This window comes from Aeromonas sp. SrichE-2G (assembly GCF_017939565.1).
Lineage (GTDB): Bacteria > Pseudomonadota > Gammaproteobacteria > Enterobacterales > Aeromonadaceae > Aeromonas > Aeromonas taiwanensis.
Genome location: NZ_JAGKRG010000002.1, coordinates 31450 through 51958, shown reverse-complemented (window position 1 = coordinate 51958; position 20509 = coordinate 31450). Strand labels below are relative to the sequence as shown.

The 20509-nt window shown below is 65.2% G+C and carries 15 protein-coding genes; 6 read left to right on the top strand and 9 right to left on the bottom strand.

Features of this window, described 5'->3' with window-relative positions; genetic code table 11:
* Nucleotides 1-87 precede the first annotated feature (87 nt).
* On the top strand, nt 88-1812 hold the full coding sequence (locus J9885_RS00905; protein ID WP_210547799.1) for a proline--tRNA ligase: 1725 nt from the start codon (nt 88-90) through the stop codon (nt 1810-1812).
* An 86-nt stretch (nt 1813-1898) separates the two neighbouring features.
* Here J9885_RS00905 and J9885_RS00900 read toward each other — a convergent pair whose 3' ends face one another.
* From J9885_RS00900 to J9885_RS00890, 3 genes are all read right to left on the bottom strand, one after another.
* Entirely contained in the window at nt 1899-2576 is a 678-nt protein-coding gene (locus tag J9885_RS00900; protein ID WP_210547798.1) for an SDR family oxidoreductase, read from the bottom strand.
* Nucleotides 2577-2595: 19 nt separating this feature from the next.
* Nucleotides 2596-3225 carry a TIGR04219 family outer membrane beta-barrel protein gene (locus tag J9885_RS00895; protein WP_210547797.1) on the bottom strand — a complete coding sequence of 210 codons (630 nt, stop codon included), beginning with the start codon at nt 3223-3225 and terminating at the stop codon, nt 2596-2598.
* Between the two features lie 92 nt (nt 3226-3317).
* Nucleotides 3318-3758, bottom strand: coding sequence for a copper chaperone PCu(A)C (locus J9885_RS00890; protein ID WP_210547796.1), 441 nt, complete (start codon nt 3756-3758; stop codon nt 3318-3320).
* Between the two features lie 88 nt (nt 3759-3846).
* Here J9885_RS00890 and J9885_RS00885 point away from each other — a divergent pair, with 88 nt between their 5' ends.
* Nucleotides 3847-4596 carry an enoyl-CoA hydratase-related protein gene (locus J9885_RS00885; RefSeq protein ID WP_210547795.1) on the top strand — a complete coding sequence of 250 codons (750 nt, stop codon included), beginning with the start codon at nt 3847-3849 and terminating at the stop codon, nt 4594-4596.
* A gap of 18 nt (nt 4597-4614) precedes the next feature.
* Here J9885_RS00885 and J9885_RS00880 read toward each other — a convergent pair whose 3' ends face one another.
* On the bottom strand, nt 4615-5043 hold the full coding sequence (locus J9885_RS00880; RefSeq protein ID WP_043757906.1) for a DUF2753 family protein: 429 nt from the start codon (nt 5041-5043) through the stop codon (nt 4615-4617).
* A gap of 85 nt (nt 5044-5128) precedes the next feature.
* On the bottom strand, nt 5129-5836 hold the full coding sequence (locus J9885_RS00875) for a ParB-like protein (protein ID WP_210547794.1): 708 nt from the start codon (nt 5834-5836) through the stop codon (nt 5129-5131).
* Between the two features lie 172 nt (nt 5837-6008).
* Here J9885_RS00875 and J9885_RS00870 point away from each other — a divergent pair, with 172 nt between their 5' ends.
* The 3 genes from J9885_RS00870 (at nt 6009) to J9885_RS00860 (ending at nt 9744) form a co-directional block, all read left to right on the top strand.
* Nucleotides 6009-7613: an ABC transporter substrate-binding protein gene (locus J9885_RS00870; RefSeq protein WP_210547793.1), complete on the top strand. Its 1605-nt coding sequence runs from the start codon at nt 6009-6011 to the stop codon at nt 7611-7613.
* A gap of 104 nt (nt 7614-7717) precedes the next feature.
* Nucleotides 7718-8017, top strand: coding sequence for a hypothetical protein (locus tag J9885_RS00865; protein WP_134697047.1), 300 nt, complete (start codon nt 7718-7720; stop codon nt 8015-8017).
* 167 nt (nt 8018-8184) lie between these two features.
* A complete protein-coding gene (locus tag J9885_RS00860; RefSeq protein ID WP_210547792.1) occupies nt 8185-9744 on the top strand; it encodes a PAS domain-containing methyl-accepting chemotaxis protein in 1560 nt (519 codons plus the stop codon).
* Between the two features lie 173 nt (nt 9745-9917).
* Here the strand turns inward: J9885_RS00860 and J9885_RS00855 are convergent, their stop codons facing one another.
* The 3 genes from J9885_RS00855 to tpx all read right to left on the bottom strand — a co-directional run bounded on the left by J9885_RS00855 (nt 9918) and on the right by tpx (nt 13430).
* On the bottom strand, nt 9918-11402 hold the full coding sequence (locus J9885_RS00855) for an alkaline phosphatase D family protein (RefSeq protein WP_210547791.1): 1485 nt from the start codon (nt 11400-11402) through the stop codon (nt 9918-9920).
* Nucleotides 11403-11561: 159 nt separating this feature from the next.
* On the bottom strand, nt 11562-12782 hold the full coding sequence (locus J9885_RS00850) for a DEAD/DEAH box helicase (protein ID WP_210547790.1): 1221 nt from the start codon (nt 12780-12782) through the stop codon (nt 11562-11564).
* Nucleotides 12783-12929: 147 nt separating this feature from the next.
* Nucleotides 12930-13430 carry a thiol peroxidase gene (gene tpx, locus J9885_RS00845; protein WP_042074074.1) on the bottom strand — a complete coding sequence of 167 codons (501 nt, stop codon included), beginning with the start codon at nt 13428-13430 and terminating at the stop codon, nt 12930-12932.
* Nucleotides 13431-13684: 254 nt separating this feature from the next.
* On the opposite strand from tpx, the gene J9885_RS00840 reads away from it, so the two are divergent.
* Nucleotides 13685-16054 (top strand): zinc/cadmium/mercury/lead-transporting ATPase, encoded by a 2370-nt coding sequence (locus J9885_RS00840; RefSeq protein WP_210547789.1) that lies wholly within the window; start codon nt 13685-13687, stop codon nt 16052-16054.
* A 198-nt stretch (nt 16055-16252) separates the two neighbouring features.
* Here the strand turns inward: J9885_RS00840 and pulA are convergent, their stop codons facing one another.
* Nucleotides 16253-20311, bottom strand: coding sequence for a pullulanase-type alpha-1,6-glucosidase (pulA, locus tag J9885_RS00835; RefSeq protein WP_210547788.1), 4059 nt, complete (start codon nt 20309-20311; stop codon nt 16253-16255).
* Between the last annotated feature and the right edge of the window lie 198 nt (nt 20312-20509).

Here is a 20509-nt window from a genome sequence, read left to right as displayed (position 1 = left end):
CTTGGGCCAGGGGGCTCGGCCTGTTAAAATTCCGCACTTGAAAATTTTCCAGGGCCAAGCCGCCCGAACTAGCGAAGGTCTACCGCGATGCGCACCAGCCAATATCTGCTTTCCACTCTCAAGGAAACTCCCTCCGACGCAGAGGTCATCAGCCACCAGCTGATGCTGCGCGCCGGCATGATCCGTAAACTCGCCTCCGGCATGTACGCCTGGCTGCCGACCGGTCTGCGGGTACTGAAGAAGATCGAGAACATTGTTCGCGAAGAGATGAACAATGCGGGTGCCATCGAGGTCTCCATGCCGGTGGTGCAACCGGCCGAGCTGTGGCAGGAGTCCGGCCGCTGGGACGACTACGGTCCCGAGCTGTGCCGCCTGACCGACCGTCACAACCGCCCCTTCGTGCTGGGCCCGACCCACGAAGAGGTGATCACCGCCCTGGTCCGTTACGAGGTGAACAGCTACAAGCAGCTGCCGCTCAACCTCTACCAGATCCAGACCAAGTTCCGTGACGAAGTACGCCCCCGTTTCGGCGTGATGCGCGGCCGCGAGTTCCTGATGAAGGATGCCTACTCCTTCCACATCGACAAGGAATCTCTGGTCGATACCTACGAGAAGATGCACGCCGCCTACTGCGCCGCCTTCACCCGCATGGGTCTGAACTTCCGTCCGGTGCAGGCCGATACCGGCTCCATAGGGGGTACCGGATCCCACGAATTCCAGGTGCTGGCCGAGAGCGGTGAAGACTTGATCGCCTTCTCCGACAGCTCAGATTACGCCGCCAACATCGAGATGGCCGAAGCCCTGGCACCGGCTGGCGAGCGCGCAGCTGCTACCGCGGCCCTGACCAAGGTAGCCACCCCGAACGTCCACACCATCGATGAAGTGGCCGCCTTCCTGGCCGTGGCGCCGACCGCCATCGCCAAGACCCTGCTGGTACTGGCAGAGGAAGATGAGCACGGCAAACAGGCCGTCATCGCCCTGGTGCTGCGTGGCGATCACGAGCTGAACGAAATCAAGGCCGAGAAGCTGCCGGGGGTCGCCAACCCGCTGACCTTCGCCAATGACGAGCAGATCAAGGCTGCCGCTGGTTGCGACGCCGGCTCCATCGGCCCGGTCGGCTTTGCCGGTCGCATCATCGTTGATCGCAGCGCCGCCCACCTGGCGGACTTCGTCTGCGGCGCCAACGAGACCGGTTTCCACCTGACCGGTGCGAACTGGGATCGCGACATCGCCTCTTACGAAGTTGCCGACCTGCGCAACGTGGTGGAAGGCGACCCGAGCCCCTGCGGCCAGGGCACCCTGCTGCTCAAGCGCGGCATCGAAGTGGGCCATATCTTCCAGCTGGGTACCAAGTACTCCGAAGCCATGAAGGCGAGCGTGCTGAACGAGGGTGGCAAGTCCGTCACCATGGAGATGGGTTGCTACGGTATCGGTGTTTCCCGTCTGGTGGCTGCGGCCATCGAGCAGAACAACGACCAGTACGGCATCATCTGGCCGGACGCCATCGCCCCGTTCGAAGTGGCTATCGTGCCGATGAACATGCACAAGTCCGAGCGCGTGGCCGAGCAGGCGCAGCAGTTCTACGCCGAGCTGAAAGCCGCCGGTGTGGACGTGCTGTTTGACGATCGCAAGGAGCGTCCGGGCGTGATGTTCGCCGACATGGAGCTGATCGGTGTGCCCCACGCCATCGTCATCGGCGAGCGGGGCCTCGACAACGGCGTGGTGGAGTACAAGTGCCGCCACTCCGGCGAGAAGCAGGAAGTGGCGATCGGTGAGATCGTGGCCCTGCTCAAAGGCAAGCTGGGTCGTTAATCCCCCCGCTTCCCCAGATGAAAAAAGCGCGCCAGATGGCGCGCTTTTTGTTTTCTGCCGCAAGGCGGACGCAGAACGGGTTGTGGCTAGTTGCGACCGATGAAGAGATCGGTCACATGGCAGCTGCTCCTCGCCTCCAGGGCGTCGAGCATGTAGGCCGCCGCGTCCTCCGGGGTCATGAAGTTGCTTGGATCCACGTGATCCGAGTTGTCCCAGAATTCGCTGCGGATCCCGCTCGGATAGAGGTTCACCAGCCGCAGGGGCGAGCCCTTGAGCTCGGCCCGCAGGGACTCAAGAAAGCCGCGCATCCCCCATTTGGAGGCGCAATAGAGGCTCTCGTTCGCCTTCCCCGTCTGGGCCGCCGAGGAGAGCACATTGGCCAGCACACCGCCCTTGTCGCCGATGAGGCGCACGGTCTGCTGAGCCACCAGTATGGTGGAGACGAGGTTGCTCTCCACCACACGGCGGATCTGCTCGGCGGTATACACGCCCACCGGCCCGAACTCGCCGACCCCGGCGCAATGCAGCACAAGATCGGGCAGGCCTCCCCACTCCACCGCCGCCGCGAAGGCGACATCCACCTCTTCGTGATGCGCGAGATCGGCGGCGATGCCCACCACGGCGCTCCCGAGGAGCTGTTCCTGCTCCTGCAGCTTCTGGTAGCGGCGACCCATCATGGAGACGCGATGACCGCGTTCAACCAGTCCGATTGTCAGCGCACGTCCGAGTCCGGACCCCGCGCCAGTCACTATGATGTGGCCCATGTGCGCTCCTCAAACGGGATCAGAAGGTGAATTCACCACCGATGAACCAGCCATCGATGCTCTGATCGACACGGTCGAAGTCCATCTCGGCCTCACGCCAGCCGGCGCGGATCTTGAGCGGCACGGAAGAGAACTTGTAGGAGCCGCCCAGACGGTAGTCATAGTTGTCCGCATCTTCCACGCGCATGTCGCCGAAGGCGGAGAAGCCGGTCCCCGGGATGCGCACTTCAGCGCCGGTGTAGGCCATCAGCACGTCCTTGTCATAGGAGTAGTGCTGGGTGTTGAAATCGCCGTCGTAACGACGACCGGTCAGACCCAGATCGATCTGGAACAGGTCGTTGTTGAACAGGCGATAGTAGAGGCTCAGGTCATAGGCCAGCAGATCGTTGTTGAAGCGGCCGCCGCTGGTGCTGAAGTCGGACATCTCGAACTTGGCGTTGGGCAGCAGCAGAATGCCGTGCTCCAGCTGCAGGTAGCCGCTCCAGTTGTAGTTGTCGTCATAGCCGCCGTCGGCACCGACACCGTTGATCTGGCCGCTACCCTTGGCGTTCCACAGATCGGCGCCAGCGGCAAGCCGCCAGTCATCGGCGGCGGTGGCGGCGTGGCTGAACAGGGCCAGTACACAACCGGCAATCAAGGTCTTCTTCATCATAAGGCTCCATCATGGACTGGAAAGGCCATCATTTTACCCAGTCGGCAAGGAATACCTAGAGCAAAAAGCTGAACAAGCGTCCATTCATGTCAGTGTTGCATGCCTTTTGCCGGCTCTACCGGCTTCACCGGCAGGCTCAGGGTCAGGGTTTGACCATCATCCAGGGTCAGGATCAGCGGGAACGGGGTCCCCCGGGAGAGATCCCGCACCTCGAACAGCATGACGTGCAGGCTGCCGGGTTTGAGGACGGCTTCCCCCCGGGCCGGGATCTCGATGCTCTCCACCTGGCGCATCTTCATCACCCCGTTCTCGTGCAGGTGGGTGTGCAGCTCGGCACGGCCCGCCTCGGGAGAGGCCACCGTCACCAGCTTCACCGGTTTGTCCGCGTCGTTTTTGAGCACCATGAAGGCCGCCGTGTTGGGTGAGCCCGGGGGCAACAGGCGCACATAGCCGTCGACGGCCTCGACCTTGGCCAGGGCCGGTGCGGCCAGCAGCAGGGCCAGGCTGGAGTAAAACGCACGTTTGAACATGGTTGAAATCCTTTTATGATGTGGTGAACCGAAGCGAGCTTACCCCTGTGGCGAGCCGTTGGCAGCCCCCCATGACAAGGATTCAGACATGGCCCTCACAATTCTGGCCGAACAGCAGGATGGCTTGCTCATCCTGACCCTCAACCGGCCGGACAAGCGCAATGCCCTCAACACCGAGATGTACCAGGCCCTCGCCGACACCCTGCGTCAGGCGGCCCAGGACGAAAACATCCATGTCCTGCTGCTGCAGGGGCAGCCGGACTGCTTCACCGCCGGCAACGATCTCGCCGATTTCATGGGAAAAGAGACCCTGGAGGCCGACGACCCCATCTTGCAGTTCCTCCACACCCTGGCCGACTTCCCCAAGCCCGTGGTCGCCGCCGTGGGCGGGGCTGCGGTGGGCATAGGCACCACCCTGCTGCTGCACTGCGATCTCGTCTACCTGGGGGAGAATGCCCGGTTGCAACTGCCCTTCGTCGAGCTGGGGCTGGTGCCGGAGTTTGCCTCCAGCCTGCTGCTGCCACGCACCGTGGGCCACCTGAAGGCGTCCGAGCTGCTGTTGCTGGCCGACCCCATGGATGCACACGAGGCGCAGCGCCTCGGGCTCGCCAACCGGGTGCTGGCGGTGGACGCCCTGCTCCCCTTTGCCCGGGAGCAGGCTCTGAGGCTGGCTGCCAAGCCGCCTAAGGCGCTGCAAAAGAGCAAGGCACTGCTCAAGCAGGAGCTCAGGCAGGCGGTGCACTTCGTCATCGATGTGGAGGCGCGCGCCTTCTCCCTTGCCCTGCAGGGGGAAGAGGCGCAGGGCCGCATTGCCGCCAGGCTCGGGCGCAAGGGCTAGCCGCCCGCCCCCCGGCGGTCAGTTGAGACGAAACCGTCCGATCAGTTCGCAGCCCTGCACCTTGTCCTGCACCTGGATGAGCCTGGCGATCTCGGGGTTGGGGTGACGCTTCAGGAAGGAGAGCAGGGCGGCGCGGCAGCAGCCCAGCTCGCTGATGAGGGATTCGCACGCCCGGTTGGGGCACTGGGGCACCAGGGCGGTGACCAGCTCGGAGGCGAGTTTGAGGTAGCGCAGCTCATAGGCTGGCTCGTCCATGGCGCGCCAGAAGTCGGCCATGCGGTGACAGGTGGCGACCCGCATGCTGGCCAGCTCGTCCAGATCCCCTTTCGTCAGTTCATACACCTCCCCCAGGGCCTGCTGATAGAGGCAGATGGCCGTGCCAAGTGCCCCCATGCCCAGGGCATTCTCTGCCTCCAGCATGTAACGTTGCCAGTGTTGATTCGCCATCTTCCTCTCCTCTGCCGACACGAGTGGAACCTGTATCATGGCCAATCGAGAATAAATATCAACCAGACCCTTTGTGCAGGATCCCTCAATCCGCCGCTCTGGGCTGATTGACGCGACACTGTTTGCCGGGATAACCGGGCAGGTCGCCAGCCAGGGAGCCGCAGGCCAGGCGCTTGGCCTCGGCGAGGCGATCCGGCAGGGTGACGACATTGACCGGCTGCCACCCCATCTGCCGGCCGAGCCAGCTGGCCCAGGCGAACTCGACGAAATAGACCTGCTCCCCCTTGCTGAAGTAGCCCGCGTCCTGCAACAGGCCCGCCAGGGTACGATAGGGGTAGTCCGGCAGATCCCCGATGTGGCGGGGCAGCTGCTCCGGGGTCAGGGGCTGGCCCCGTTCATCCTTGAGCCAGGCCCAGTGGTTGTTCTGCATCTGGCTCCAGAAGTTGGCCCTGTCCTGCAGCCGGGCGATGACCTTGACCCTGGCCTCCTTCACCCCCCGTTGCCACAGCGCCTTGGTCAGATGGTGTCTGTCCACCAGCCAGTAACCGCCATCGGGGGCTATCACGATGGGGATCTCTTTCTTTTTCATCAACTTGTCGAGCTGCTTCTCGCTCTTGTCCGCCAGCTCCTGGGCCGTGGTGTCCACCTGCAGCTGGCCCACGCCGCCCTGGGTCGGATGCAGCTGGTCGATGTTCACCTCGCACCAGCTGCCCACCGGGCTCTCCTTCTCGCACGGGGCCAGTGCCCAGGCTCCCTGGCTCAATACCCAGGCCAACAAAATCCATGCTCTCATCGCTCTCTCCTCTGATCCGCGCTCAGGCGGGCGCACCTTGACCACAGCACCGGATATCATGGGACTCATGCTAGCGGTCAGACCAGCAAAGGGGATATCATGATTTCCCGTCTGTCGGCGATGCATTCTCGCCGAGTTTTCTCCTCGCTTCACACAATTTGAAGGATTCGCCATGAAAGGATGGAGCCCCTTGCTGGCCCTGCTGGGCTGTGCCTGCGTCCAGGCCGCCGATGTCCCGGCCGGCACCCAGCTCGCCGCCGAACAGGCCGTCGTGCGTCACCTCAAGGACGAGCCCGCCAGTCTGAGCCCCCTCAAGCTGGTCGGCCTGCCCGAGCTGCAGGTGCTCAGGGATCTCTACGAGGGGCTGCTGACCCAGGGGCCGGACGGCAAGGTGCTGCCCGGCGTGGCCGAACGTTGGGAGAACAAGGAGAACCGGGAGTTCACGTTCCACCTGCGCCCGGATGCGCGCTGGTCCAACGGCGACCCGGTCAGGGCTGCCGACTTCGTCTACGGCTGGCGCAAGCTGGTCGATCCGAAAGAGGCCGCCACCTTCGCCTGGTTCGCCCAGCTGGCCCACTTCGACAAGGTGGACGAGATAGTCGCGGGCAAGCTGGCCCCCGACGCGCTCGGCGTCGAGGCCGTGGATGACCATACCCTGAAAGTGAGGCTCTCCCAGCCGGTGCCCTACTTCCTGAGCCTGCTGACCCACCCCAGCCTGTCCCCGCTGCACCGTGCCAGCATGGAGCAGTACGGCAGCCAGTGGACCCAGCCCGGCAAGCTGGTAGGCAACGGTGCCTTCGTGCTGAGTCACCGGGTGGTGAACGAGAAGCTGGAGCTGACCCCGAACCCCTACTACTGGGATCGCGCCCATACGGTGCTGACCCGCGTCACCTTCGTGCCCATCAACCAGGAGAGCGCCGCCGCCCACCGCTACCTCGCCGGGGATCTGCACATCACCGAATCCTTCCCCAAGGAGCAGTACGAGAAGCTGATGCAGCAGATCCCGGGTGAGGTCTATACCCCGGAGCAGCTCGGCACCTACTACTACGCCTTCAATACCCGGCGCCCTCCCCTCGACGACGTGCGGGTACGCAAGGCGCTCTCCTACACCATCGATCGAGGCCTCATCGCCGACAAGGTGCTGGGAACCGGCGAAAAGCCGGCCTATCACTTCACCCCTGACGTGACCGCCGGCTTCGAGCCCAAACCCAACCTGCTCTCCACCAGCAGCCAGCAGGCGCTCGACGACAAGGCCAGGGCCCTGCTCAAGGAGGCCGGCTACGGCCCGGACAAGCCCCTCAAGCTGACCCTGCTCTACAACACGGCGGAGATCCACAAGAAGATGGCGCTGGCCATCGCCAACCTGTGGAAACAGAAGCTGGGAGCCAGGGTCGAGCTCACCAACCAGGAGTGGAAGAGCTACCTCGACAGCCGCCAGAGCGGTCAGTTCGAGGTGATCCGCTCCTCCTGGGTGGCCGATTACAACGATCCGTCCGCCTTCCTCGGCCTGTGGGGCTCCGGCCACAGCGGCAACATGGCCCGCTTCGCCAACCCCGGCTACGACGCCCTGCTGACCAGGGCCGCCGCCAGCCAGCACCCCGAAGAGCGGGCCCGCCTGTTCGACGAGGCCGAAGCCATACTGCAGGAAGAGGCGCCCATCGCCCCCATCTACCAGTACACCAATGCCCGGCTGATCAAGCCCTGGCTCAAGGGATACCCCATCAACAATCCGGAAGACGTGGCCTACAGCCGCCAGCTCTACCTCGTGAAGCACTGAGCCTGAGGGGCCGGCCAGGCCGGCCCCCACGGGACTTTTCCAATCCTGCTTACCGACATAAAATGCCGACTCTTTTCCTCCCCAACCCGTTGAATCGTCTTCCTATGCGCGCTCTGCTCCTGATCACCCTCTTTGCCGTCCTCCCCGCCAAGGCCGCCAGTGAAACCGAGTGCCAGCAGGCCTTCCTCGAGTGGATGCTGGATCAGCAGAAGCAGTTCAGCGATCGCAAGGCCAGCAAGATGGAGCGGCGCAACGCCGAGCGGGCCATCGATCAGGCGCGCGAAGCCTTCGCCAAACAGGAGAGTTTCTGCCAGGCCATGGCCTGGGTAGCTGACGAGCAGGGGGAGGATCCCCGCTTCAAACCGAGATCCGGGGAGATCCACGACTTCGTCCCCCGCGGCTGACCCGCCTCTCACAGGCCGCGGCCTACTACTTTTTTCAGTCTTTTCCCCTGCCGATTTCTTGACCCAAGCCAAGGTCGTGTCATCACGCGCATCTACAATTGCCCCGTAACACTCACAACAATAAAAAAACAAATTTATCAGTTACTTGGCTCATTCAGGATGCGCACATGACCACAACCCGGCAAGAAGGGGAGATCCGTTTCCCCGACCACATCTCCTTGATTTCGACCACGGACCCCGCCAGCCACATCACCTACGCCAACCAGCATTTCTGCGACGTTGCCGGTTACAGCGCCGCCGAGATGGAGGGGGAGCCTCACAACCTGGTCCGCCACCCCGACATGCCCAAGGCGGCCTTCGCCGACATGTGGCGCCGCCTGCAACAGGGCAAGAGCTGGATGGGGCTGGTGAAGAACCGCGCCAAGAACGGTCAGTTCTACTGGGTCAATGCCTATGTCACTCCCATCCTCAACGAGCGTCAGCAGATCATCGAATACCAGTCGGTCCGTACCCGGCCGAGCGATCACGACATCGCCTGGGCAGAGCAGCTCTATGCCCGGATCCGAAGCGGCCAGGCGCTGCCCTGGATCAGCCGGTTCAGGCTGGAGCCGGGGCAGCTCACCCTGCTGCTGTGCGCGGCGGCCCTGACCGGTCTGGGGCTCTCCCTGACGACGGGACAACCCCTCTGGGGCGGGCTCACCCTGCTCTGCCTCCTGGCCCAGATGGGGCATGGCTGGCACCAGCAACGGCGGCTGGCACGGTTGCTGGCCCAGGCTGGGGAGGAGCTGGGTACCCCACTGTGCCAGGTGCTCTACGCCAGACGGCAGGACAGTCTGGGGGCCCTTGAGCTGCTGCTGCGCATGAAGAAGGCCGAGCTCAGGGCGGTGGTCGGGCGCAGCGCCGACACCAACCAGCAGATCCTGCAGGCGGCGGAGGACGACAGGGGACACATCCAGACCATAGACACCCATCTGCAGCAGCAGCGGGCCCAAAGCGAGCAGCTGGCGGCGGCCGTCACCCAGATGAGCCAGTCCATCCGCGACGTGGCCAACAACGCCCATCAGGCCAATGCGCTGGTGAGCGAGGTGCAACAGGTGTCAGAGAGCGGCAAGCAGGCGATCGCGACCACCCGGGCCTCGGTCAACCGGTTGCATCAGGAGCTGGATGCCAGCCAGGACGTGCTGGCCCGCCTGACCCAGGACAGCCAGAAGATCAGCGGCATCCTGGAGGTCATCGGGCAGATAGCGGATCAGACCAACCTGCTCTCCCTCAACGCGGCCATCGAGGCGGCCCGCGCCGGCGAGCAGGGGCGCGGCTTCGCGGTGGTGGCCGACGAGATCCGGGCGCTGGCCCAGAAGACCCGCAGCTCCACCGGCGAGATCAGCGAGATGATAGGAGCGCTGCAGCAGAGCACCCGACAGCTGTCCGACGGCATGGCCCAGGGGGCGCAGACCTCGGTGCTCTGCCAGCAACACATGGGGACCACTGCCGAGGTGCTCGATCAGATCAACCAGATGCTGACCCGGGTGACCCACACCAGCGACGAGATCGCCCAGGCGGTCAGCCAGCAGGCGGATGTCACCCTCACCCTGGATCAGGGGATACAGGAGATCCACCAGCTGGCGAGCCACACCGCGGACAACAGCAGGCGGGCGCTGGACGGCATCACCCTGCTGGTGGAGCGGCTGCAGAACCTCTCCCGCCTGATCAAGCAGTTCCACAACTGAACCTTCCGGGGCGCGTCCACCGGCGCGCCCCTCTCCACACTCCCCCTTAGGCGCGGCTCGCGCCGGGGCGGCAAGATACTCGGCCAGTTCCGGCGCGACTTCTTCGCCCATGACACCGCCACACCAACGCAATGAAAAAGGGCCCGTCGGGGCCCTTCGTATTTCCCCGGCCATCAGGCCAGCGGGTAGCTCGCCGCCAACCCGTTCTCGCAATGCCAGTTCGCCCACAGCTTGTCGTCGCTGCCCATCAGCAGGGTGGCGAAGTTGCGAGTGCGCAGGTAAAGGGGGGCGCCAAAGGGCTTGAGCAACTCGGCACGGATCAGCCGGTTCTCGTCGAGGTACTCCGGATCGTCGTTGGTCATGGCGAGGATCCCCATCCACTGGAACTGGGTGGGACAGGGGTGGACGATGCCGGAGGAGACCAGCTGGTGCACATTGACCACCCCCTCCCGCTTGTCCTGGATGACCCCGAGGCACCCCACGTGCACGTCGCCGGAGAGGATCAGGGTCTTGCAGCCAGGCTCCTTCTGGCGCCGCTGCCTGGCGTTGTCCAGCAGCCGCATGATGAGCCGGGCCCGCTCCCCCTGGTGGGCCTTGGCCCGCCAGTGATCCTTGAGATCGTCGGTCAGCTCCTCCTCCCAGGGGGTGGCATCCAGCGCTGCCTCGGTGAAGGAGAAGTCGCGATAGACCACGGGCACCCCCGCCATCACCAGCAGGTGCCCAGAGTCGCAGGCTGCCAGCGCGGCGTTGATCTGATCCCACTGGGACGGGCTCATCACCCGGGTCAGGGTGCGGTTGGCCCGGTTGTCGAGCGCCAGGATCTGGTAACCCCGAAAACCGAGCCGCCAGGAGTGGTGATTCAGCCCCTTGTCCAGCAGCGCTCCGTTGGCCTCGCTGCGCAGCTGGAACAGCCGGAAGTACTTGGTGGCGGCGGCATAGATGGCCTGATAGACCTCGCAGCGCTGCAGATCCTCGGGGTAGCTGCCCCAGCCATCGAAGATGTCGTGATCGTCCCACATCATGGCGCTCGGCACCCGGGCCAGCATGAAGGCGACCTCGGGGCGGCTCCACTGCTTGCAGTAGAGCTCGCAATAGAAGCGGTCGAGCTGCTCCACCATGGTCCGGGTCGCCTTGCGTTTGACTTTCTCCTCCCGGTCCAGCTCGTTCCAGGCCTTGAGGGTCGGCACGCTCGTCCAGAGGGAGTCCGCATAGACCTGATCTCCCCCCATCAGCAGCAGGGAGAAGGGATGGGCCTTGTGCTCCGCGGCCAGCTTGTCCCACATGGCATAGGGGGCCGGGGTGGAGGTGAGCAGCTTGAAGTCGGAGAAGCCGTTGCAGGAGGCATAGCCTATCCGCACCTGCTCCTTCTTGCCCGGCAGATGGAACTGCCACTTGTCGTATCCGGCCTGATCGTGCGCCGGCTTGTTGTCCAGCAGGATCTCGTAGTAGACGGGGGTGCCGGCCTTGCTCTTGGGGCTGGCCTGCCAGATCAGCCGCCAGAAGCCCCCTTTCGGGGTGTCCGCCTGTTTGCTGGCGGCCAGCAGCTCGCCGTTGATCCGCACGCCGGCACTCTGGCAGCCCGGCTCCGTCATAAAGCAGACGCTGTAGGCGGTCTCTGATTCGAGCCCGAGCAAGGGCCCCATTACCAGACGGGTCATTCGTTATCCCTCCATGGTGAAACCAAGGAGCATAGCGAAGCGACCGTGATTTGATAGTGACCAGGTGGGCAAACAGAGAGGGCCGGGCTTGGCCCCGACCCTCTCACTGTGTGGTACTGCGATGAACCGGCCTGTCATGCCGGCCATGGCGGCGGGGCCTTACGCCTTGCTCTTGAACTGCTTGATGCTGCGCTTGCCCTGGGTGCGGCGGTTCGCCTGTTTGTCGCGGGGAGCGCGCTTGCCCTCGCCGCTCGCGGGCTTGTCGGTCACCGGGAAACCGTCGAGCGCTGCCAGCGACAGCTCGCGCCCGGTCAGGGTGCGGATGGCCTCGAGCGCCTCGCCATCCCCATGACAGGTGAGGGAGATGGCAAGCCCGCTGCGCCCGGCCCGGGCGGTACGACCGATGCGGTGCACGTAGACGGGGGCATGGGCGGGCAGGTCCAGGTTGATCACCACGGGCAGGGCCTCCACGTGGATGCCGCGCGCCATCAGATCCGTGGCCACCAGCACCCGCACCCTGCCCGCCTTGAAGTCATTGAGCGCCTGCTCCCGCGCCCCCTGATCCTTCTCCCCGTGCAGGGCCGCCACCGCGATGCCCGCCTTCGCGAGCTTCTTCGCCACCCCGTCTGCATCGTCCCTGGCGCTGATGAACACCAGCACCTGGGGCCAGGCCTGCGCGCTGAGCAAGGCGATAAGCGCCGGCACCTTGCTGCTCTTGTTGACCAGATAAAGCCGCTCCTCGATCTCGCTCACCAGGCTGTTGCGGGGGTCAGCCTCGATGCGGACCGGATCCCGCAGCAGACCCATGGCCAGGCTCTCCAGCTCGGTGGGCAGGGTGGCGGAGAAGAGCAGGTGCTGGCGCGCCTCGGGCATCCCGTGCATCAGCCACTGGATGTCGGGCCAGAACCCCATCTCCAGCAGCCGGTCCGCCTCGTCCAGCACCAGGGTGCGCAGCCCGGCCAGGGTCAGCACTTCCTGGTTCACCAGATCCCGCAGCCTGCCCGGTGTCGCCACCAGGAGCTGTAACCCCTGTGCCAGCTCGGCCACCTGCTGCTCCTGGGCGACTCCGCCACACAGGGTCAGAAGGCGCACCCCCAACCCATCGGCAATCTCCTGCAGGGCGGCGCTCACCTGGCTTGCCAGCTCCCGGGTGGGGACCAGTACCAATCCCTGTACCCGGTCACTGGCTGCGTCCAGCCTCTGCAGCAGCGGCAGGCCGAACGCCAGGGTCTTGCCGCTGCCGGTACGGGCCAGGGCCAGCAGATCCCGGCCTGCGAGGGCACCAGGAATGGCCAGCTGCTGGATGGGAGTGGGGTTTTGCAGGCCCGCAGGCAACAGGGCCAGCAGGGCGGGATCGAGGGCGAGTTCGCTAAAGGTCATGGGGCTACGCAGACAGGATGAGGGAAGAGATGGGGGCGAAGTCTAGCCAGACCCGCCCCAGAAGTAAAAGAGTCGGGCAAACGGCAAAGAAAAACGGCCTGCCCCTTGCATCGGGGCAGGCCGTCGGCCATCAGCGCTGGGCGCGGATTACAGGGCAGCCAGGGCGGCGGCGTAGTTCGGCTCGTCGGCGACTTCGGCCACCAGCTCGCTGTGCAGCACCTTGTCGTGCTCATCCAGCACCACGATGGCGCGGGCGGCCAGACCTACCAGCGGGCCGGAGGAGAAGGCCACGCCGTAGTCCTGCAGGAAGGAGACGCCACGCAGGGTGGACAGGTTCACTACCTTGTCCAGCCCCTCGGCGCCGCAGAAACGGGCCTGGGCGAACGGCAGGTCGGCGGAGATGCACAGCACCACGGCGTTGTTCAGGGCGCTGGCCTGCTCGTTGAACTTGCGCACGGAGGTAGCGCAGGTCGGGGTATCGACGCTCGGGAAGATGTTCAGGATCTTGCGCTGACCGGCGAAGTTCGCCAGGGTCACGTCGGACAGGTCCTTGGCAACCAGGGAGAAGGGCTTGGCCTGCTCACCGGCAACGGGGAAGTGGCCGGAAACGGAGACGGGGTTGCCTTGCAGGGTGACGGTATTGCTCATGTTAGGTCCTTGATTATCGGTGTGGGATCCAGGGTCAACAGTATAGGCCCAGCGGCAGGGGACAAACACCCGCTAACAAGAGGGATTTGTTGCCTGCTCCCGTCCCCCGCGCTTTCCAGCCACAAGACCTGGACCCAATGCCTCCGGACAGGGACCACAAACCGGGCTTGACCTTGGACTAAAGACCAAGGTTTACACTGGGTCCAGACATCGGGGATCCCGCAGGGGCGGGATCCACTCAAGAGGGACTCATCATGAGCAAATCCTGCTGCGGCCATTCCCATGCATCCCCCATCAAGGGCATCGTCAAGGCCGCCCCCCACGAGCACCAGCACGACAGCCACTGCTGCGACAACGCCACCCAGGGCTGCCAGCGTCAGGCCCCCCGGGATCACCAGGAGCACGGCGCAGGCGAATGTACCGGGGATGAGGATCCCCCCGCCGGGGCCAACAGTCCGCCCTCTGCGCATCACGCACTCGTCCCCGACGGCCCCCTGCCTGCACCCACCCGCGACAGCCGCCGCCACAGCTGGCAGGTGCTGGGGATGGACTGCCCCAGCTGCGCCCGCAAGATAGAGACGGCCGTCAGCCGCGTCGAAGGGGTTCAGCAGGCTCGCGTGCTGTTCGCCACCGAGAAGCTGGTGGTGGATCTCGCCCCGGGCCAGGCCCCCGACCCCGTCACCGCCGCCGTGCTGGCCGCCGGCTTCCGGCTCAAGGGGGAGCAGGATGAAAAGCAGGCACAGACCGCCACAGGCGCTGCTCTGGCGACCCCGCTTGGCAACCTGCTCGGCAAGTATTGGCAGCCCCTGTCGCTGGCCGGCCTGATGGGGGTGGCGGCCCTGCTGCCAGAGGCGATCGGCCAGCCCATCTTTACCCTGGCCACCCTCTGGGGCCTGTGGCCCGTCGCCCGCAAGGCCTGGGCATTGACCAGAAGCGGTTCCCCCTTCGCCATCGAGACCCTGATGACGGTCGCCGCCGTGGGGGCCCTCTTCCTCGGCGAGACCGCCGAGGCGGCCATGGTGCTGCTGCTCTTCATGCTGGGGGAACACCTGGAGGCCTACGCCGCCGGTCGCGCCCGGGCCGGGGTCACCGCCCTGATGGCGCTGGTGCCCGACAAGGCGCTGCGCATCCGCAAGACGCCCGACGGGGAGCGGCGTGAAGAGGTGGCCGCCGACCAGTTGCGTCCAGGCGACATCATCGAGATCGCCCCGGGCGCCCGCCTGCCCGCCGACGCCCGTCTGCTCGACGCCCTCGGCGCGTTTGACGAGAGCGCCCTGACCGGCGAATCCATCCCGGTGGAGCGCCGCCGGGGTGACAAGGTGCCCGCCGGCAGTCTGGCGGCGGATCGGGTGCTGCGCCTCGAGGTGGTCTCCGAGCCCGGCAACAACGCCATCGACCGCATTCTGCACCTCATCGAGGAGGCCGAGACCCAGCGCGCCCCCATCGAGCGCTTCATCGACCGCTTCAGCCGCTGGTACACCCCGGCCATGATGCTGGTCGCCCTGCTGGTGATGCTGGTGCCCCCGCTCGCCTTCGGCCAGAGCTGGGACGAGTGGATCTACCGCGCCCTGGCGCTGCTGCTCATCGGCTGCCCCTGCGCCCTGGTGATCTCCACCCCGGCGGCGGTCACTTCCGCCCTGGCGGCAGCCACCCGCCAGGGGGCCCTCATCAAGGGGGGCGCGGCCCTGGAGCGCCTCGCACATATCGATACCCTGGCCTTTGACAAGACAGGCACCCTGACCCTGGGCAAGCCGCAACTGACCGAGCTGGTGAGCCTCGATGGCCAGACCGAGAGCGAGCTGCTGGCCCTGGCCGCCGCCATCGAGCAGGGTTCCCACCACCCTCTGGCCCGCGCCGTGGTAACGGCGGCGAGCGAACGTGGCCTTGCCCTCGCGGCGGCCCGGGAGCTGCGCGCCCTGCCCGGCATGGGGGTGGAGGGGCGCGTCGACGGCGTGCTCTGGCAACTGCTGGCGCCGAGCCGGATCGCCACCCTGGATGCGGCGGTGCAGGCCCGGGTCGCCACTCTGGAGCAACAGGGCAAGACGGTGGTGGTGCTCGGCCAGCCTGACGCCGCCCCGGCGGCCCTGCTGGCCCTGCGCGACCAGATCCGGCCGGAGGCCGCCGCCGCGCTGCGCGAGCTGGGCGAGCTCGGGCTCAATAGCATCATGCTGACCGGTGACAACCCCCGCGCCGCCGAGGCCATCGCCGGCGAGCTCGGCATGGGCTGGCGCGCCGGCCTGCTGCCGGAGGGCAAGGTCGATGAGATCGCCAAGCTCGGTCTGACGCAAAAGGTCGCGATGATTGGCGACGGCATCAACGACGCGCCGGCCATGAAACGGGCCAGCATCGGCATCGCCATGGGGGGCGGCACCGACGTGGCGCTGGAGACCGCGGACGCGGCCCTGACCCACAACCAGCTCGGCGGGGTCGCCGCCATGATCCGGCTGTCGCGGGCGGCGCTCGCCAACATCCACCAGAACATAGCGCTGGCCCTGGGGCTCAAGGCCATCTTCCTGGTCACCAGCCTGCTCGGCATCACGGGCCTGTGGATAGCGGTACTGGCCGATACCGGCGCCACCGCCCTGGTCACCGCCAACGCCCTGCGCCTGCTGCGCAAGCGCTAAGCCAGCCGTGAGCTTCACTGCCAACAGCCGCCCCAATCGGGGCGGCTTTTTATTGCCTCTCCCGCAGCGGTGACAAAGAAAAAGCGCGCCTGCCGGGCGGCAGTCGCGCTTTGCTTACTCTCTCGGTGTTATCCCGCCCTTGGCGAGGCGGAATTCAACCCTGGGCTGCCGAGCCGGCCCCGGGCTCGATGGGGTTGCTTACTTGGCGCTGCACTCCTGGACGATGACGGTGCCCACCTCGCCGGAGGTCTTGGTCGGATCGACCTTGACCAGGAAGCTCCACAGCCCTTGCGCCAGGGTGATGCTGTTGTTGCCCATGCCGCCATCGCCGTGCTGGAGCGGGTAGGATTGCTCCGGCTCCAGTGCGATCAGGGTGCCGCCGGCATCCTTGACGAAGAACTGCTTGCTCCAGTTGCCATCGTCGTTGGCAAACTTGAAGTCGAAGCTGCCCGCGTAGTTGAAGGCGGCCTGGTAGATGGCGAGGTTGCCTTCCATCCCCTTGTAGCTCAGCTGATAGGCCGGCTGTGCCTGCCAGTCACTCAGGCTGCCGCGCACGTAGAGCGGGAAGCCCAGCGGATTACCCGCCACCGTGTCCAGCACCTTGCAGCTCTGCACCGGCTCGGTGTAGCTGACGCTCAAGGTAGGCTTGTCCTTGTTCATGGCGGTGAAGACGAACTTGTAGGTGCCCGCCTTGTCCACGTTGAACGGCAGATCCCCGCCATTGGCGCAGAGCGCACTGACCTGGCCGGTCGCCAGCTGGTCGGTATCGCTGCACTTGCCGTAGTTGATGGGGCCACCCCAGTCGCTGCCGGCGATCTTCACCTGGGTCGTCCCCAGCTGATCCGTCGTCACCTCGGTGGTGAACTCATAGGTGTAGTTGCCACTGAAGCTCATCTTGTTGACCGGATCCCAGGTCCCCAGGAAACCACGGACAAACACCTCGGTATCACCGAAGGGGGGCAAGGTGCTCAGATCCGTCTTCTTGCTCACCGGCAGACCCGCGCCCTGGGCGCCGCTCTGCGGCTTGACGAAGACGGCGGCGGACCAGGCCCCCAGCGTCAGCTCACCGTTCCCCACGGCAGCGCCGCTGGCGATGCTGCCGGTGCCGTGATGAGCCCCGCTCAGCACCATGCCGGCCAGATCGATGGGCTGATCGTCGCCGTCACGGAAGTCGCCGATGCTTTGGGACTGGTTGGTGGCGTTGATCATCACCACCAGGCCGTCGATGGCCGGATCCAGATCCGCGCCGGCCTTGCTGCCATCATCCACCGTCATCACGATGAGACCCGGCACCTGATCCGGCCCGGTATTGCGGAAGTCGACCCGCTTGATCACCTCAGCCCCGCTGCCCAGACGCAGCAGACGGGAGGATTGACGCAACTCGGAGAGCTCCTGGTAGAAGCCCATCATTTGCTGCATCTCGGCCGACCCTGGCTTGGCGTGCAGGCCGAGCACCTGCTCGATCAGCTCGTAGTTGGCCTCGTCCTTGTCCTTGCGCGGCAGCCCCTTGTCGAAGTTGTTGTCGCCCAGGGTGTAGTCGACTCTGTTGTACCAGTCGCCGGAGTCGTAGCTGTCCCGCTCCATGGACTTGGAGCGCAGCAGTTCCACCCCGGCGTGGGTGAAGGGAATACCCTGCCCCAGCATGGCGGTGGCGAGCGATACCCCCTGCATCCGCACCAGATCGGCCCCTTCCGGCGCCTTGTAGACCAGGTTGTCAAACAGGGTCTGGTTGTCGTGCTTGTCGACGTAGTTCTGGATTTCGGTCGGATCCTGGGCATAACCCGCGGCCTGACCGTTGTAGTCGATGTCGGACCCCTTCTTGGGTACGCCGTCCTTGTCGGTCAGCACGAACTCCTTGAGGTTGCCGGCCATGCCGAGGCGCACCAGGTCTGACTGGTGCAGGGCGGTGGCGAGATCGACGCCATCCAGCTCGTTGGCATCCACCAGGGCGCCGTTGCCAAAGCCCTGGGTCTTGCGAATGGCTTCACCGCCGTCGAACGGGCTGCCGCCGCGCACCGCATCCCGCAGCCGGTCGGAGAAGGAGCCGATGCCGGTACCGGCCAGGTGCTTCTGGGTCGCCTGCACGAAGCGCTTGTCATCCTGTACCTCGCCGAAGTTCCACCCCTCGCCGTAGAAGTACATGTCCGGGTTGACCTTCTTCACCTCGGCCAGGGCCTGCACCATCTGATCTTTCGGGTGGTGGCCCATGAGGTCGAAGCGGAAGGCGTCGATCTTGTAGTCCCGCGCCCAGGTCACCAGGGAGTCATCCATCAGCTTGGCGAACATGGCGTGTTCCGGCGCCGTGTTGGAGCAGCAGGTGGAGTTCTCCACCGAGCCGGTCTCCGGATTGAGGCGCTGGTAGTACCAGGGCACTATCTTGTCGAGCACGGACTTCGGACCCAGGCCGGCCTCGTTGGTGTGGTTGTAGACCACGTCCATCACCACGTTCATGCCGATGTTCTGCTTGATGGCCATGACCATCTCGCGGAACTCCTTGATCCGGGTCGTCCCCTCCGCATTGGTGGCGTAGGAGCCTTCCGGCGTGGTGTAGTGGTAAGGGTCATAACCCCAGTTGAAGGAGTCGACCCCGCGCAGATAGCCGTACAGCTCCTGTACGACCGGGTTCTCCTTGCTGTCGCTGGCTTGCAGATCTGCCAGCACGGCCTCGATGGTCTCACCGCCGCCACAGTGGCTGGCGAACCTGGAGTTCTTGACCTCGGCATTGACCTCGCACAGCTTGCTGAAGTCGTCGCCGATGTTGGCCACCTTGGCCGGATCCTCGTTGACGGTGGCGATGTCGAACACCGGCAGCAGGTGCAGGTGGCTGACGCCGCTCTTGGCCAGGGATTGCAGGTGCTTGACCGGCACGCTGTCGGGCTGGGTCAGCCCGAGGAACTTGCCGCGCTTGTCTGCATCGGTCGAGGCATCGTTGCCGGTCAGATCCCGGACATGGGCCTCATAGATGGTGATGTCGGCGGGGTTCTGCTGGCTGTGGGGCGCCTTCAGGCTGTCCCAGCCGTCCGGCTTGAGGGCCGGATCGTCGAGATCCACCACCTGGCTGAACTCGGAGTTCATCGCCAGGCTCAGGGAGTAGGGGTCGGTCACCTGATAGGACTCCAGCTTGCGGCTGACGGGGTGATAGACCTGGATGTCGTAGCGATAGTATTTGCCGACCAGATCGCTGCCCCCCTGCACGCTCCAGCTGCCGCTGGCCTCGTCCAGAGTCATGGCCCGCTCGCCGAGGGCGTTGTGCTGCTCGTCGAACAGCGCCAGCTTGACCGACTTGGCGGTCGGCGCCCAGAGCCGGAAGGTGACATTGCCCCCCTCGACCACGGCGCCGTAGGCCAGCTTGGTGGCCGCCTCGCTGTAAAGGGCGTCGAGGGCGCCGGCGCTCTGCACCAGGGTGGCCCCCTGCAGAATGCCGTCGGCGTCGGTGCCGATGGCCACCAGCTCACCCTTGAGCAGGGGCTTGAGGTCCTGCCCGGCGGGCAGGGCGAAGGCGGCGGCATCCTTGAGGTGCGGGTACTTGGCCTGCTGCTCCTCGCTCAGGCTGGTCGGGGTCAGCTTGAGGTAGGGGAAGTCGAACACGCCGTCGCTGTTGGCGGTGATGGTGCCGGACTCGGTGTAGTAGAGACGCACATAGGGCTTGTCCTTGCCCCCTTGCCAGATCAGGGTGTTGCCGTCGATCAGGTGGGCGCTGGCCCCCGCCACGCCGAAGGCGGCGGTGAAGGCCTCGGCCCGGCTGCCGAAGATCTCGCTCTTGCCCGCCACGATGGCCACGGTGCGATCCGGGTGATCGCTGAAGACCACCTTCATGTCGCTGCCGGTCAGGTTCGCGAGATCGCCGTTGCGGGCGATGAAGTTGATGCAGCCTTCCATCTTGCTGAGCGGCACGACCCAGGCCGGGCCGAAGCTGTCCGCCTCGGACGGCGTCTTGCTCTTGTCATCCCAGCTGCTGTTGAGGCCGCTCTCGGCCGTCGCGTTGCAGGAGTCGTTGTTCCACAGGTGCAGGCTGTGGTTGGCGAAGGGGCCCGTGACCCCGCGCGCCGCGCTGCTCTGGGTATCGACCAGGGCGATCACGGCCTCGTCGGGGCCGGCCGTCAGCAGCTCGGCCGGGGGCTGGACATTGGGAAGACGAGCGGCAGGCTCATCCTGGGGGGTGGGGGTAGAAGAGGAAGAACTGTTGTCGTTACAGCCTGACAAAAGCGCGAGCAGTGAGGCTGTTACCAGCGCCACCTTGGTCTTTTTCATATCCATTTTTTTATAATTCCCGCTGTAGTTGGTCTCGATACTCGAGGTACCCGGTCGTGGCCGAGCGGTGTCATATTAATCAGCAGGGATTGTCGTAAATGTGAGCGGATGGGCAAAAAAAACCAATCCTTTTCAACAAGATAACGTTTTCATAACGAAACTTGGATCGCGCTCACAGACCGCTCGCCTCTTTCGGCTCATACC